Genomic DNA, 14,882 nt, shown 5'->3' with positions numbered 1-14,882 from the left:
AGGAACATCCTTAGAAAGGAGGTGATCCAGCCGCAGGTTCCCCTACGGCTACCTTGTTACGACTTCACCCCAGTCGCTGATCCTACCGTGGCCGCCTGCCTCCCCGAAGGGTTAGCGCAGCGTCGTCGGGTAGAACCAACTCCCATGGTGTGACGGGCGGTGTGTACAAGGCCCGGGAACGTATTCACCGCGTCATGCTGTTACGCGATTACTAGCGATTCCGACTTCATGGGGTCGAGTTGCAGACCCCAATCCGAACTGAGACATCTTTTGGAGATTAACTCACTGTAGATGCCATTGTAGCACGTGTGTAGCCCAACCCGTAAGGGCCATGAGGACTTGACGTCATCCACACCTTCCTCCCGCTTATCACGGGCAGTTTCCCTAGAGTGCCCAGCCGAACTGCTGGCAACTAAGGATGTGGGTTGCGCTCGTTGCCGGACTTAACCGAACATCTCACGACACGAGCTGACGACAGCCATGCAGCACCTGTCACTTGGTCTCTTACGAGAAAACCAGATCTCTCTGGCGGTCCAAGGATGTCAAGGGTTGGTAAGGTTCTGCGCGTTGCTTCGAATTAAACCACATGCTCCACCGCTTGTGCGGGCCCCCGTCAATTCCTTTGAGTTTTAATCTTGCGACCGTACTCCCCAGGCGGAATGCTTAATCCGTTAGGTGTGACACCGAAGGGCAAGCCCCCCGACGTCTGGCATTCATCGTTTACGGTGTGGACTACCAGGGTATCTAATCCTGTTTGCTCCCCACACTTTCGTACCTCAGCGTCAGTATCGAGCCAGTGAGCCGCCTTCGCCACTGGTGTTCCTCCAAATATCTACGAATTTCACCTCTACACTTGGAATTCCACTCACCTCTCTCGAACTCTAGACTGATAGTTTAGGAGGCAGTTCCAGGGTTGAGCCCTGGGATTTCACCCCCTACTTTCCAATCCGCCTACGTACGCTTTACGCCCAGTAATTCCGAACAACGCTAACCCCCTCCGTATTACCGCGGCTGCTGGCACGGAGTTAGCCGGGGTTTCTTTACCAGATACTGTCATTATCATCTCTGGCGAAAGAGCTTTACGACCCTAAGGCCTTCGTCACTCACGCGGCATGGCTAGATCAGGCTTTCGCCCATTGTCTAAGATTCCCCACTGCTGCCTCCCGTAGGAGTCTGGGCCGTGTCTCAGTCCCAGTGTTGCTGATCATCCTCTCAAACCAGCTACTGATCGTAGACTTGGTAGGCCGTTACCCCACCAACTATCTAATCAGACGCGGGCTAATCCTTCACCGATAAATCTTTCCCCCGAAGGGCGTATACGGTATTACTCTCAGTTTCCCGAGGCTATTCCGTAGTGAAGGGTATATTCCCACGCGTTACTAACCCGTCCGCCGCTCACTCCGAAGAGTGCGCTCGACTTGCATGTGTTAGGCCTGCCGCCAGCGTTCGTTCTGAGCCAGGATCAAACTCTCAAGTTGAAAGCATCTTGCGATGCTAACCTTGACGTTCGAACCTCTGCACATCACCACTTGGCCTTACTGAAACCAAATGGCGTTTTCTCTGTTTATCGTGCTTCAGTTATCAAAGATAACTGGAAGCCGTCCAAACAGTGAAGCTGACACTCTATAATCGAACCGAAGTTCTAAGAGCGTTGATATACAGACGTCTGATCCATCGAACTGAACCAAACCGCCCACATATCTCTTCAGATATATCAATTTCAAACAGCGTAGAGACAAAAAAGAACTAGATGCGCCGTAACTTTCTGGCGCGCCTGGCCTGTATTATCTCTGTTTTTAGTCTTGCGTCTCGTTGCCGTGTGGCCCGTCTGGCGCCCCGTTGGTGCTTGTTAGCGCCGCCGGTGAGGGGGGTTCTACGGTTAGTGGCTGGTACCCGCAACCCCTTTTTTCGAGAAAAATGCATTTTTTATGACAAACCCTATTTTTCCTATGTTTTAAGGGGTTTAGCGCAATTTCGATACGTCTACCCTAGGTCATATCGCAATTTTCTTAGGCGGAATAGAAACAGAACATACCATATTTGGGGTTATCCACAGAGTCCCCCACAAGACTCGCATAGACTCAGGGGGACTCAGCGCCACAAATTGACCTGAATCGCATCGATTCATCCTTTGTTAAGGGGACAGGTGTCAGTTTGGCATCAAGATTCATCGCGATTCTCCTCCTCAGAACGCAAAGACCCGGCAGTTTTGCTGCCGGGTCAGTGAATCAAGCTGTTGCACCACCCCTAGTCGGCTGGTTCCTTTTGACCCAAGACACTGCGCAGCGCTTTGGACGGATGCTTGCACCCCTAACCAATCGGTGTCTTAAAGACGCCAAATGCTGACCAGTCCTATGGGCGATCATCAGCGATATGGGGATGGGTCTAAGATGAAACTACTGGCACGGCTTAAGAAGAAAGCATCAGCACTACTATACAAGGTCCTCCTAAGCGCCGATGCAAAAGCCGTGCGGGCGGACAAGCTGACCTATCTTCATCCACCAAAGATACGTCGGCTTGAACGTTTGGCGCTCCGCGCAATGAAAACGACTGATGGTTGCCTGATGGAGTTTGGCGTGGCGCTCGGCGGCTCTGCCATTCTTTTGGCAAAGCAGGCGCGACTAGAACAGCGACAATTTCACGGCTTTGACGTGTTTGACATGATACCTGCCCCCACATCCGACAAAGATGGTGACGGCGCGAAGGCCCGCTATGAGGTTATTGCATCAAAACAGTCTGTCGGAATTGGTGGTCAGGAATACTACGGTTACCGGTCAGATCTTTATGGCGATGTCTGCCGCGCGTTCGACAAACACGGCATTCCCGTTGACGGCGCTGGCGTGCAACTTCATCGCGGCTTATTCGAGAACACCCTTGCCAGCTTCCCGCAAACAACCATTGCATTCGCTCATGTCGACTGTGACTGGTACGATCCGGTAAAGCTCTGCTTGAGTGAGATAGACGCGCGCTCATCTGTCGGCACAATCATCCTTCTTGATGACTATCACCACTATGATGGCTGCAAAACAGCGACAACGGAATTCCTGCAAAATCATCCAAACTACCGGCTGGAAGATGGTCCAAACGTTGCTCTTGTTCGTGTTGAGTGAACTGTCGGCCAAGCAGTTTGGCAATTAATCAGCTTTTCGGCGTCACATAGCTGCGCGCCGCTTTTCCTGCCAGTTCAATCTTGTCGCCAGAAGGCCCAGGATCACCACCAGATAAATGATCGGCTCGAGCTGAAAGCCTTTTACAAGCCATAGATAATGTATCGCCCCAAGGATCGCCGCCGGATAGGTCAGCTTGTGCATCTTGCGCCAGGCTGCCGACCCCATCTTGCGCACTGACAGGTTGTTAGATGTCACAGCCAACGGGATCAGCATCAAGAATGCCGCCATGCCGACTGTCACATAAGGTCGCTTCACGATCTCTGTCCAAACGCGACTGACGCTTTGGACATCCAGGATGGCAAAGACAAGGAAATGGGCGAGGACAAACAAGAACGCCGTCACCCCAATGGCCCGGCGAAACTTGATCAGGTTCACACCCGTCCACTGACGCAGCGGGGTCACCATCAGACCCACAACCATCAGGATCAGGGCAATCTCACCATAAGCGCGCTCAAGCACATTGATCGGTTCGACCAGATACGGGCCGATCTGGTTGAGGGCGCGCCAAAACTCCCAAACCGCATAAGCGGCACCGACTATATATATAGTCCACGCTGGGAGGCGGCGCAGACCGCCATTGATGGCTTGAGCAACCGCCATTTTTAGATGTCCACTGTCAGATCTTGGCCTTCATAAAGCGGCGCCACTTCAGGATAGCCATTAAACATCAGCGTGTCCTGACGCGATGCGAACAGGCCACCACCAATGCGGCGCTCGGTTGCCTGGCTCCAGCGCGGGTGATCCACGGTTGGGTTCACATTACTATAGAAGCCATACTCGCGAGGATTTGCGATGTTCCAACTGGTTGGCGGTTCCTGATCGGTCAGCGTGATGCGCACGATCGACTTGATTGACTTGAACCCATACTTCCACGGCACAACCAGACGGATCGGCGCGCCGTTCTGGTTTGCAATCGGTTCATCATAAATTCCGGTCGCCATAATGGTGAGCGGGTGCATCGCCTCATCCAGGCGCAGACCTTCGACATAAGGGAAGTCCAGAACGCGGCGCTGCACGCCGATCATGTTCTCTGGCTGAACGACCGTTTCAAAGGCCACGTATTTCGCACCGGACTGCACACCGACCTTATTCAGGATATCGGCCAGCTCAATCCCGTTCCATGGGATCACCATCGACCATGCTTCAACGCAGCGGAAGCGGTACAGGCGGTCTTCAACCGACAAGCCTGCCAGCAGATCATCCAAAGCATAGTCACCGGGGTTATCTACCATACCGTCCACTTTGATGGACCATGGGGATGTCACCAACTGATGGGCGTTCTGTGCAGGATCGTTCTTGCCCGTGCCGAACTCATAAAAGTTGTTGTAGCTGGTGATCTCTTCCAGCGTGTTTGGCTCAAGCTCTTGCGCGTTGGCACGGCCGGCGAGGCCAATGGCACCCAGACCAACCGTACCCGCCAAAATTTGGCGGCGATTGAGATATGCGGCCTTGGGTGTCACGTCAGCCTGCGTCAGGGTGTTGGTCCAGCGATATGCCATTGTGGCTCTCCGTTCATTTCGATTCTAACGATCATATAGGTGAGAACTTCTGAAAGATGTTTCACGTTGCCGCCAGAACGATGAAATGTTCCAAAATCAGGGCAGATCAATCACGATTTTTCACGCAGCTGTGACTGGAAACTGGCAAATACGCAGGCTTAGGCGATATGCGATTTTCGTCAAGTCGCATAGGCAAACATCCCCCATGATCCAAGGCACAACGACCCCGTATAAAGTGCGATGCCAAAGAAAAGGCATTCCTTAAAATCTGGGAGACTACTAAATGCTACGCAGAACTTTTATCGCACTGACAACAACCGCGGTTTTCGCTACATCCGCTTTCGCTGGCGGACACTCAAAAGACATCGTTGATACCGCCGTCGAAGCAGGGACCTTCACAACGCTGGTCGCCGCTGTTGAGGCCGCAGGTCTGGTTGAGACACTGAAAGGCGAAGGTCCTTTCACAGTCTTCGCACCAACGGACGAAGCTTTCGCAGCACTGCCCGAAGGCACAGTCGAAGGCCTTTTGGCTGATCCAGAAGCGCTGGCTGCCATCCTGACCTACCACGTGGTCCCCGGCAAAGTGATGTCCACTGACCTGTCCAACGAAATGATGGCAACAACAGTGAACGGCGCGGACGTAACAATCATGACCGAAGGCGGCGTGATGGTTGACGGCGCAAACGTTGTGACCGCTGACATCGAAGCGTCAAACGGCGTTATCCACGTCATCGACGCAGTGATCCTGCCCGCAAGCTAAAGGCTGCTGTCAGGTTTGATCGGAAAGCCCCGGCCTGCTGGTCGGGGCTTTTTATTGGCTAGGTCCTGACCCCAAGGCCCCCGAATGGCACGCCGGACAGATCTGCCATTTCACGCTTCCAGGTGGTCAGGTCCGCCCCGTTGAATTTCGACAGGTGATCATGCCCGCAAGCCCGCGCCATCACTTGCATCAACTCTACGCTCGCCTCAAAGAAATTCGCCAGTTGCCTGGCAGAGCTTTCAACGATCACCCGGCTGGCCAGTTCGGGGCGTTGCGAGGCAATCCCGACGGGGCAGTTGTTTGTGTGACATGCGCGCATCGCGATACAGCCGATCGCCTGCATCGCCGCGTTTGAAACGGCAATCGCATCCGCCCCCATCGCCAAGGCTTTGATAAAGTCTGCCGGTTTGCGTAGACCACCAGTGATGATCAGCGACACATCCTGCCGCCCCAACGTATCAAGATGCCGCCGCGCCCGTGCCAATGCCGGGATCGTCGGGACAGAGATGTTATCGCGGAAGATAATCGGGGCCGCACCAGTCCCACCGCCCCGCCCGTCAAGGATCACATAGTCAACGCCAACTTCCAGTGCGGCATCAATATCCTTCTCGATATGCTGGGCCGACAGTTTGTAGCCGATGGGGATACCACCGGTTCGATTGCGTACTTCGTCAGCAAACGCCTTAATCTGAGATGGCTTGGTCCATTCGGGGAAGCGCGGCGGCGAAATCGCATCCTGCCCTTCGTCCAGTCCGCGCACCTCGGCGATCTTGCCATTCACCTTATGGCCCGGCAAATGCCCGCCCGTTCCGGTCTTGGCCCCCTGCCCGCCTTTGAAGTGAAACGCCTGCACCTTATCCAGCTTTTCCCATGCAAAACCAAAACGGCCCGAGGCAAGTTCATAGAAATAGCGGCTGTTCGCCTCTTGCTCTTCCGGCAGCATCCCGCCTTCACCGGAACAGATGCCTGTGCCCGCCATCTCGGCCCCCATCGCCAATGCCACTTTCGCAGGTTCGGAAAGCGCGCCGAAAGACATGTCCGACACAAAGAGCGGGATCTTCAAACGCAGCGGTTTCTGCGCGTTTGGCCCGATCACGACGTCCGTGCCCACCGGTTGATCATCCAGCAGCGGGGCTTTGTGCAACTGCGCGGTCAGCAGTTGAATATCGTCCCAATCGGGCAATTCATGACGCGGCACCCCCATTGCATCGACCTTGCCGTGATGTCCGGTTTTGGACAGGCCATCGCGGGCGTATTGCTGGATCAGCTTTGTGTATGGTTCCTCGGCCGCCCCGCCGGAATGGTCGGCATAAAGCCCCATATAGGCGTCGCGGTTATAGGGTTGCGGATTATCCTCGGCCCATGCCGCGACCTCATCCGCGTCAACGAGGATGTCATCGCCCTCCACCCATGAATTGAACTTGGGCAGCACCTCTTCATTGTTGTAGGCCGACACCCCTGTATCCAGGCGGTAATCCCAGTTGTGGACCCCGCAGATCAAGTCCTTGCCCCGCACGAAGCCGTCGGACATCAGCGCACCGCGGTGCAGGCAGCGCCCGTAAAAGACCGAGATTTCATCATCAAATCGGACAACAACCAGATCAACCTCGCCCACCAGCGCGTACTGCGGATTGCGGTCTGGTAGCTGGCTGAGGCTGGCGACTTTGGTCTTGTTCATGGCTGTCCCCTACGTGGCTTTGGGTACACCAAAGCACGGATCGGGTTTTCGGGCTAGCCAAGGATCAAAATAGCACCGTCACAGCCTTGCAATGGCATCCCAATAGGCGCTTTCGTCAGCGAACAATCCGTTGGAAAGCACCACGCCGTCTTTGTCTAAGACCAAACAGGTTGGTGCGCGATAAATGCCCAATTGATTGGAAAGATCGTTCAGCGACTGCTTCCAACCGCCCGCTTGGTTGCCATCAAGAAAGTGGATCGGCAAAGCATTCGCATATGCAATGCCTTCTGCCTCGGCGCGATGCTCTGGCGAGAGCATGTAGGTGCTGTCACTGATCACATGAATCTGGGCAATTCGGGACGGATCAAAACGATGCAAGGCAGCCAGCGCAGGTAGATCAAGATTATAGTAATAGTTCGCCCGATATCCCGGTAGCAATACGACGATCAGGATTTGCCCGGCGGTCAGCGTAGCCAGCGACTGCTTCAGCGAGACAAACCCTCCGTCCGGCCAAAACCCCAACGGATCATGTTGCTTGAAGGCATAGTCAATGGGGCTTGGTTCACCAACCCATTTCGGCTTGTGCACAAGTGGAGGTTTATCCGTCCAGATCGCATAGGTATCCAAGAGAAGCTCAAAGTCCGGCGCATCGGCCAATGCATCCTCAAGATAACGCAGACCCTTTTCACGATCTCCGGCATCCCAACTCAGGCGAGCCGCGATATATGACTGCAACGCTGTCTGTAAAAGAGAAAAGCTTTGCTGACCGCTTTTTTGCATTTGGTTGTGGCTCGCGACCAAAAAGAAGTCCGCACGGTCCGCGTTGCCCTGCGCCAGATATGACAGCGCAAGAAACGCCAGCGAAGCAAAGTCAGGGTTCCGGGCGATGCTGCTGTCTTGGTGCGCCTCTTTCATGAAGGGCGCCAACAGTTTTGCGCCGGGCAGACTGAGCACCAAGCGAAAGGCATCTTTCATCAACGCAAAGCTATCAAGCTCTCCGCGACCAAAGGCCTGATAAAGCTGATCTTGAACATCATCGCGCCGCTTGATCCGATCATTGAACCCCGGTGTTCCGACGCCGGTAAGTGTGAGGCCCAATGGCCAGGGTCCCTTTGTGAGTTCATATGCGGTCTCGGCCTGAGGGTCGTAGAACAGATAAGTGTTGTCTGGGGCCAGCCGCAGCAGTTCAAGATCACTGCCTGCGCGAGCATCGCGCTTTGCCAACAACACAAACCACCCGACCTTCAAGCCGATGTCCTGCGCCGGCGATCCAGGAAACACCCGCATGATACGCTGACTGTTTTTCAAGTGGCTTTGCAGGGCAGCCGACTGCAGCGCGACAGGCGTAAGTGTTCGGGGCATCTTGGGGACCTTCATTCTGGGGTTCGCGTCCCCTGACGCTAGGCGAATTTTGCAAAGCTGTGAATCCTTAAGCATGAGTCTTGAGGAGTTCAGCCAATGCAAACGGGGCGCCCGCGAGCGCCCCTGCCAAGATCAATGTACAACCGCATCCTGCGGCGGTTGCCGGTTGCTGGATGATACGCGGTCACCGACCAGCAACCCATCCACACCCGCGCTGACCTTGATCGCATCACCGTCCATGACGTCACCGGCAAGGATCATCTCGGCCAGTTGGTCTTGCAACGCGCGCTGGATCACCCGCTTCAGTGGCCTTGCACCAAACACAGGATCATAGCCTTCGTCGGCCAGCCATTTCAGCGCGGCCTCATCCAGATCAAGGTGGATGTTGCGACCCGCCAGCCGCTTTTCAAGCAACCCAAGCTGGATCGTGACGATCCCGGCCATGTCTTCGCGGGCCAGACGGTCAAAGATGACGGTCTCATCCAGACGGTTCAGGAACTCGGGCCGGAAATGCGCACGCACCGCGTCCATTACATCGCGCTTGGCCTCTGATGCATCCGCACCATCAGGCAGTTGGCTGAGCGCCTGCGCCCCAAGGTTCGACGTCAGGATGATCAGCGTCTGCTTGAAGTCCACGGTGCGGCCCTGACCATCGGTCAGCACACCATCGTCGAGGACCTGCAACAGCACGTTGAAGACATCCGGGTGCGCCTTTTCGACCTCGTCGAACAGGATGACCTGATATGGACGGCGACGGACCGCCTCGGTCAGAACACCACCCTCGTCATAGCCAACATAGCCCGGAGGCGCGCCAATCAGACGGGCAACCGCGTGTTTTTCCATGAACTCTGACATGTCGATGCGGACCATAGCTGAATCATCGTCAAAGAGGTATTCAGCCACGGCCTTGGTCAACTCTGTCTTACCCACACCTGTTGGCCCGAGGAACAGGAACGAGCCAAGTGGCCGGTTCTCGTCATTCAGACCGGCACGGGCGCGGCGCACGGCATTGGCCACTGACCGCACAGCAGTTTTCTGACCGATCACGCGCTTGCCAAGCTCTTCTTCCATGCGCAGCAGTTTGTCGCGTTCGCCTTCAAGCATCTTGGAGGTCGGGATACCCGTCCACCGCTCGACCACTTCGGCGATTTGCTCAGGCCGCACGGCTTCTTCGACCATCAGGTCGTCGTCGCCTTCTTCGACTTGCGCCACCAGACGCTCCAACTCCGGGATCACGCCGTAAGACAGCTCACCCGCTTTCGCGAGGTTGCCTTCACGCTTGGCGATGTCCAACTCGGCGCGCGCACGGTCCAGCTTTTCCTTCACGTCGCGTGTGCTTTCCAGCTTGTCGCGCTCTGCCTGCCATTTCGCGGTCATTTCAGACGCGCGATCTTGCAGGTCGGCCAGTTCTTTCTCCAGCTTCTCCAGACGGTCCTTGGAGGCCTGATCGTCCTCTTTCTTCAACGCCTCGGATTCGATCTGCAATTGCAGGATCTGGCGATCCAGCGCATCCAGTTCTTCCGGCTTGCTGTCCACTTCCATGCGCAGACGGCTTGCTGCCTCATCCATCAGGTCGATGGCTTTGTCGGGCAAGAATCGGTCGGTGATATAGCGATGCGACAGCGTGGCGGCGGCTACCAAGGCACTATCGGAGATACGGACACCGTGGTGGAGTTCGTACTTTTCCTTGATGCCGCGCAAGATGCTGACCGTATCCGTGACCGTTGGTTCTTCAACCATCAACGGCTGGAACCGACGGGCCAAGGCCGCATCTTTTTCGACATACTTGCGGTACTCATCCAAAGTCGTGGCACCAACACAGTGCAGCTCACCCCGCGCAAGCGCAGGCTTGATCAGGTTGGCGGCATCCATTGCGCCATCCGCCTTACCTGCACCCACAAGCGTGTGCATTTCGTCGATGAACAGAATGATTTCGCCAGCAGCGGCTTCGATCTCTTTCAGAACGGCTTTCAGGCGTTCCTCAAACTCACCGCGGTATTTTGCACCAGCGATCAAGGCCCCCATATCCAGCGCCATCAGCTTTTTGTTGCGCAGGCTTTCGGGCACATCGCCGTCGATGATGCGCAGCGCCAAACCTTCGGCGATGGCTGTTTTACCGACACCGGGTTCACCGATGAGGACTGGGTTATTCTTGGTCCGGCGTGACAAAACCTGCATCGCGCGGCGAATTTCTTCGTCGCGGCCAATAATCGGGTCGATTTTGCCTTCGCGCGCAGCCTCGGTCAGGTCGCGGGCGTATTTTGCCAGCGCTTCAAAGCTATCTTCGGCGGTGGCACTATCGGCAGTGCGGCCTTTGCGGATGTCATTGATCGCGGCGTTCAGGTTTTGGGCAGTGACACCACCCGCATCCAGCGCGTCTTTCGCCTTGGACTTCACCAAAGCCAATGCCGTCAGCAAACGCTCAACTGGCACAAAGCTGTCGCCGGCTTTCTTGGCCACTTTTTCAGCCTCGGCCAGCACTTTGGCGGTGATGTTATCAAGATAAACCTGCGCGCCTTCGCCAGTGACCTGGGGCAGTTTGGCGAGGCTGGCATCAATGGCTGACAACACCGCTTGCGGGTTACCGCCCGCGCGCGTGATCAGGTTGGAGGCCAACCCTTCTTCGTCATCCATTAGTGCCTTAAGCAGGTGTTCAGGCGCAAACCGTTGGTGGTTTTCGTGCATCGCGATCGTCTGGGCGGCTTGTACGAAACCGCGCGACCGCTCGGTGAACTTGTCTAAGTTCATGGGTCTCTCCTTTGTTAAGCGCCCGGATCATTGGGATGCCCGGCTTGGCGGCACATCCCTGTTTGGGCCTCGACAGTTAGATGGGGATTTTGCTGACAGCTCGCAAGGCTACGGTTCGGATTTTCCACCCGGGGGGAGATCATACAAATTTTTCCCCGCGCAATTTTGACATGTGTAAGGCAAAACGGCCTTGTTGAGATTGATCTTATGTCTCCGGCCCACAAGCCACTCACACGACCCCCCTCCTTGGTCGTCTCTGGTGAAGACGATCAAGGCGCAATGACGCGACCCCGAAAGAGGTTGCGTCATTGCATTTGCACCCCCAGCCAGCAATCGCTAGACCCATTCAGAACCAGCCAAGGAGTACCGCCCATGTCCGATGACCGTTTGATCGTAGCGATGGATGTAGCAAACGTTCTTGATGGACTGGAACTGGCCAAGACGCTGGGTGATAGCGTGAGTTTCTACAAGATCGGTTTGGGCATGCTATGCGGGGGCGGACTGGCGCTGGCCAATGAGCTTAAGCAAGAGCACGACAAGCGTATTTTCCTCGACATGAAGTTCTTTGATATTGGCGCCACGGTCGAGGCTGCTGTGCGTGGTGTTGCGCAGTTCAATCTGGATTTCCTGACCGTGCATGGCGACCCTCACGTTGTGCGAGCGGCGCGCGAAGGGGCTGGCGGGTCGGACATGAAAATCCTCGCCGTGACCATTTTGACGTCGCTGGATCGCGATGATCTGGATGCATCTTGCATCAAGGCCGGCGATGTCGCCGATCTGGTGCAGGAACGCGCGGGGATTGCCCTGTCGAACGGCGCAGACGGTGTGATTGCGTCGCCGCAAGAGGCCGCATTGATCCGCGCTTTACCCGAAGCCAAAGGCAAACTCATCGTGACCCCCGGCGTACGTCCAGCGGGTGCAGCGCTGGGTGATCAAAAGCGGGTCATGACGCCTGCACAAGCCATTGCGAACGGGGCAGATCATGTCGTTGTGGGGCGGCCGATCTGGCAGGCTGAAAACCCGAAAGCGGCGGCGCAAAGCATTCTGGCTGAACTGGCCTCACCCCAAGCAGAAACCCCCAACCACTAGGGCCGGGGGTTTCGTTTCGCATCATTTGTCGTGGATCAGTCGTTGACGTCAGTGTCCCAGATTTTGACCTGACCGGTCTTCAATCCAAAATACTTGCGCATCGCGATGTAGGAAATCAGCGACAGCACCGCAAAGACAACCAATGTCAGAGCCAGTCCAGATGCCGAGACCCCAAAGAGGATCAGCAGTCCCATCATCGCCGCACCGATTGCGAACCCCAGAAAGATATAGCCGGGGATCAACACTTCGAGCGTTGCGAGGATCAAAGCCCCTGACATCCAAACCCACCATTCCGTCCAAAGAGGCATTATCCACGTCCTTTCAGCATTGAGAATGCATTGGCAAAAGCATCCAGCGCGTTGGCAGGCAGAATAACTGTCTGGCTTCCGGCACCTTCACCCAGCTTGTTCAAGGCTTCGACCTGCTTAAGAGCGACCTGATACTGCGCCGCCTCAAGCCCATTTTCCGCAATCGCGACCGCAACCACTTGGGTCGCATAGGCTTCGGCATCGGCCAGCACACGGCGGGCTTTTGCATCCTGCTCAGCGGCATAAAGTTCCGCATCTGATTGCAGCTCGACCGCACGCTTTTGACCTTCGGCTTCTGTCACCTGCGCACGACGTGCACGTTCAGCGTTCAGCTGTTGCAGCATCGCGTTACGGGTGGCTTGATCAAGGTTCACGTCCAAGATCTCTGCACGGGTCACTTCGATCCCCCAGTCATCCACCTGCTGGGCCACTTGGGTGCGCACAGCGTCGATCAAATTGGCACGGTTCGCCTGCACTTGGTCCAATTCCATACGACCAATTTCAGAGCGCACGATACCAGCCACAGTGGTTGAAATCGCACCATCCACATCGCGAATACGGTAAACCGTCTTTTCCGGCTCGATGATCCGATAAAACACTGATGTTTCGACCTGCACCAGCACGTTGTCTGATGTAATCGCATCTTGGCTCATGGACGGCAGCTGGCGCTCAAGAATAGATACCTTGTGCCGGACACGGTCCAGAAACGGTACGATAAAGTTGATACCGGGCCCCAAAACAGAGCGGAGACGCCCAAGGCGTTCCACCACAAACTTCTCTGACTGCGGCACGATGCGGACACCGGCCATAATACAGACGATGATAAACACCGCCAGCAGCAGCCAAAGTATGTTTTGTCCAAAGAATTCAGCGAATAAGTCTTCAATCGGCATATATCTGTCCCTCATTGTTATGAAGGACAGATAGGTATGATCTAGGCCAATTTCAATGTATGCTGTGGTATACTATTCGTTTTAAACCGTGCTGTGACTACTGCGCCGATGGTGTCTGCGGTTGCCGGGCTGAGCGTCCAACCAAGGTGCCCGTGCCCTGTATTATAAAAGACTCTGTCGTTTTTTCCGGCGCCCACACGCGGCATCATATTGGGCATCATCGGACGCAGACCTGCCCAAGGCACGCAGCTTTCTGTGGACACATCGGGGAAATGCTCTTCACACCATTTGATCAATGGACGAACACGTTTTTCGAGGATATCGCGATTCTCTCCGTTGAACTCGGCCGTGCCAGCAATGCGAAAGCGATTCTTACCCAAACGGGACGAGACGATCTTGGCTTTGTCGTCCAGCAGTGAAGTTGTTGGCGCGGCGGCCTGACTGACCGCATCATCAAGATTTACGGTGATGGAATAGCCCTTAACCGGGTACACGTTCACGCGGTCGCCCAGCATTTGCGCAAACTTGCGGCTGCCCACACCAGCAGAGACGACCACGGCGTCATAACGCTCTTCATGGCCGCACTCGACGTGTACGCCATCATCACGCACATGCAGATCGGTGACCGGAGCGCCAAGCTTGAACACGACGCCCTGTTTCTTAAGCCAATCAGCCAAACCGATGGTGAACTTGTGAATATCACCGGTGCTGTCGCTTTCCGTCCAAAAGCCGCCAATGATATCGCCACGCAGAGTGGGCTCTTTCGCCATGACTTCATCGACGCTCAACTCGTGGCGCTCCAAACCGCCCTCAGCCAGCAAGCCATTGACCATGCGGGCATGCTTGAGGTCTTTTTCTGTCTTATAGAAGTGCAGAATGCCAGCCGGACTGAAATCAAAATCAACCCCGGATTTATCTGCCATCTCAGCCAAACCGGCACGCGCGGCAACAGCCATCGCAGCAGTTTTTGTGGTATTCGTCTTATAGCGCGGGATGTTGGCCAAAAATTCGGTCATCCAGCTGACTTTGTGCCAACCCGGGCGCGGGTTCACAAACAAAGGCGCGTCGCCCTCGAACATCCACTTGATGCCCTTAAGGACAGTGGACCATTGGTTCCAGACCTCAGCATTGGAAGCGCTCAACTGGCCACCATTGGCAAAGCTGGTTTCCATTCCGGCATAGCGCTGGCGGTCATAAACCGTCACGTCAAAGCCACGGATCATGAGTGAATAAGCAGTGGTGACACCGGTAATCCCGGCACCAAGTACAGCAATCGAAGGCATGGTAATTCTCCTTACCATCTGCCCCCGCCGTCTGCTGTACCTGAGAGATTCGCCCAAGCTTGGGCTTGCTCCTTCGGCGGACCATTTAAGGT

The 14,882-nt window shown here is 55.5% G+C and carries 11 protein-coding genes and 1 rRNA gene; 3 read left to right on the top strand and 9 right to left on the bottom strand.

The annotated features are described in order from the left end of the window. Window positions 1–14: 14 nt before the first annotated feature. Window positions 15–1,478 (bottom strand): 16S ribosomal RNA (locus MWU60_RS09750). Between the two features lie 861 nt (window positions 1,479–2,339). Here MWU60_RS09750 and MWU60_RS09745 point away from each other — a divergent pair. Next, entirely contained in the window at window positions 2,340–3,110 is a 771-nt protein-coding gene (locus tag MWU60_RS09745) for a TylF/MycF family methyltransferase (RefSeq protein ID WP_247227078.1), read from the top strand. Between the two features lie 42 nt (window positions 3,111–3,152). On the opposite strand, the gene msrQ is transcribed toward MWU60_RS09745, so the two are convergent. Together msrQ and msrP are read right to left on the bottom strand one after the other, a co-directional pair. Beyond that, window positions 3,153–3,770, bottom strand: coding sequence for a protein-methionine-sulfoxide reductase heme-binding subunit MsrQ (msrQ, locus tag MWU60_RS09740; RefSeq protein WP_247227077.1), 618 nt, complete (start codon window positions 3,768–3,770; stop codon window positions 3,153–3,155). Between the two features lie 2 nt (window positions 3,771–3,772). Then, window positions 3,773–4,669, bottom strand: coding sequence for a protein-methionine-sulfoxide reductase catalytic subunit MsrP (msrP, locus tag MWU60_RS09735; RefSeq protein WP_247227076.1), 897 nt, complete (start codon window positions 4,667–4,669; stop codon window positions 3,773–3,775). 283 nt (window positions 4,670–4,952) lie between these two features. Here msrP and MWU60_RS09730 point away from each other — a divergent pair, with 283 nt between their 5' ends. Further along, entirely contained in the window at window positions 4,953–5,429 is a 477-nt protein-coding gene (locus tag MWU60_RS09730) for a fasciclin domain-containing protein (RefSeq protein ID WP_247227075.1), read from the top strand. Between the two features lie 58 nt (window positions 5,430–5,487). On the opposite strand, the gene MWU60_RS09725 is transcribed toward MWU60_RS09730, so the two are convergent. The 3 genes from MWU60_RS09725 to clpB form a co-directional block, all read right to left on the bottom strand. Further along, a complete protein-coding gene (locus MWU60_RS09725; protein ID WP_247227074.1) occupies window positions 5,488–7,107 on the bottom strand; it encodes a glutamate synthase-related protein in 1,620 nt (539 codons plus the stop codon). Between the two features lie 78 nt (window positions 7,108–7,185). Next, on the bottom strand, window positions 7,186–8,469 hold the full coding sequence (locus MWU60_RS09720; protein ID WP_247227073.1) for a hypothetical protein: 1,284 nt from the start codon (window positions 8,467–8,469) through the stop codon (window positions 7,186–7,188). A gap of 132 nt (window positions 8,470–8,601) precedes the next feature. After that, the gene (clpB, locus tag MWU60_RS09715; protein ID WP_247227072.1) at window positions 8,602–11,217 is read right to left on the bottom strand and encodes an ATP-dependent chaperone ClpB; all 2,616 of its coding nucleotides are present in this window, start codon (window positions 11,215–11,217) and stop codon (window positions 8,602–8,604) included. 372 nt (window positions 11,218–11,589) lie between these two features. Here clpB and pyrF point away from each other — a divergent pair, with 372 nt between their 5' ends. After that, window positions 11,590–12,306, top strand: coding sequence for an orotidine-5'-phosphate decarboxylase (gene pyrF, locus MWU60_RS09710; RefSeq protein WP_247227071.1), 717 nt, complete (start codon window positions 11,590–11,592; stop codon window positions 12,304–12,306). Window positions 12,307–12,341: 35 nt separating this feature from the next. Here pyrF and MWU60_RS09705 read toward each other — a convergent pair whose 3' ends face one another. From MWU60_RS09705 to MWU60_RS09695, 3 genes are read right to left on the bottom strand one after another with little or no spacing between them, the layout of a single operon-like run. Next, the gene (locus MWU60_RS09705) at window positions 12,342–12,614 is read right to left on the bottom strand and encodes a hypothetical protein (RefSeq protein WP_247227070.1); all 273 of its coding nucleotides are present in this window, start codon (window positions 12,612–12,614) and stop codon (window positions 12,342–12,344) included. After that, window positions 12,614–13,507, bottom strand: a complete 894-nt coding sequence (locus MWU60_RS09700) for an SPFH domain-containing protein (RefSeq protein WP_247227069.1) — start codon at window positions 13,505–13,507, stop codon at window positions 12,614–12,616. The genes MWU60_RS09705 and MWU60_RS09700 overlap by 1 nt, the downstream gene beginning before the upstream one ends. Window positions 13,508–13,548: 41 nt before the next feature. After that, complete coding sequence (locus tag MWU60_RS09695) at window positions 13,549–14,790, bottom strand: D-amino acid dehydrogenase (RefSeq protein WP_247227068.1); 1,242 nt, start codon at window positions 14,788–14,790, stop codon at window positions 13,549–13,551. Between the last annotated feature and the right edge of the window lie 92 nt (window positions 14,791–14,882).

The organism is Yoonia sp. F2084L, assembly GCF_023015625.1.
Taxonomy (GTDB): Bacteria; Pseudomonadota; Alphaproteobacteria; order Rhodobacterales; family Rhodobacteraceae; genus Yoonia.
Note: the sequence above shows the minus strand (reverse complement) of the source record. Positions and strands in the feature narration are given on the sequence as shown.

Excerpts from the sequence above, each read along its gene's own strand:
- pyrF (WP_247227071.1), top strand. The coding sequence starts at position 11,590 with ATGTCCGATGACCGTTTGATCGTAGCGATGGATGTAGCAAACGTTCTT.
- MWU60_RS09725 (WP_247227074.1), bottom strand. The coding sequence starts at position 7,107 with ATGAACAAGACCAAAGTCGCCAGCCTCAGCCAGCTACCAGACCGCAAT.
- MWU60_RS09695 (WP_247227068.1), bottom strand. The coding sequence starts at position 14,790 with ATGCCTTCGATTGCTGTACTTGGTGCCGGGATTACCGGTGTCACCACT.
- MWU60_RS09720 (WP_247227073.1), bottom strand. The coding sequence starts at position 8,469 with ATGCCCCGAACACTTACGCCTGTCGCGCTGCAGTCGGCTGCCCTGCAA.
- msrP (WP_247227076.1), bottom strand. The coding sequence starts at position 4,669 with ATGGCATATCGCTGGACCAACACCCTGACGCAGGCTGACGTGACACCC.
- MWU60_RS09705 (WP_247227070.1), bottom strand. The coding sequence starts at position 12,614 with ATGCCTCTTTGGACGGAATGGTGGGTTTGGATGTCAGGGGCTTTGATC.
- MWU60_RS09730 (WP_247227075.1), top strand. The coding sequence starts at position 4,953 with ATGCTACGCAGAACTTTTATCGCACTGACAACAACCGCGGTTTTCGCT.
- MWU60_RS09700 (WP_247227069.1), bottom strand. The coding sequence starts at position 13,507 with ATGCCGATTGAAGACTTATTCGCTGAATTCTTTGGACAAAACATACTT.
- msrQ (WP_247227077.1), bottom strand. The coding sequence starts at position 3,770 with ATGGCGGTTGCTCAAGCCATCAATGGCGGTCTGCGCCGCCTCCCAGCG.
- clpB (WP_247227072.1), bottom strand. The coding sequence starts at position 11,217 with ATGAACTTAGACAAGTTCACCGAGCGGTCGCGCGGTTTCGTACAAGCC.
- MWU60_RS09745 (WP_247227078.1), top strand. The coding sequence starts at position 2,340 with ATGCTGACCAGTCCTATGGGCGATCATCAGCGATATGGGGATGGGTCT.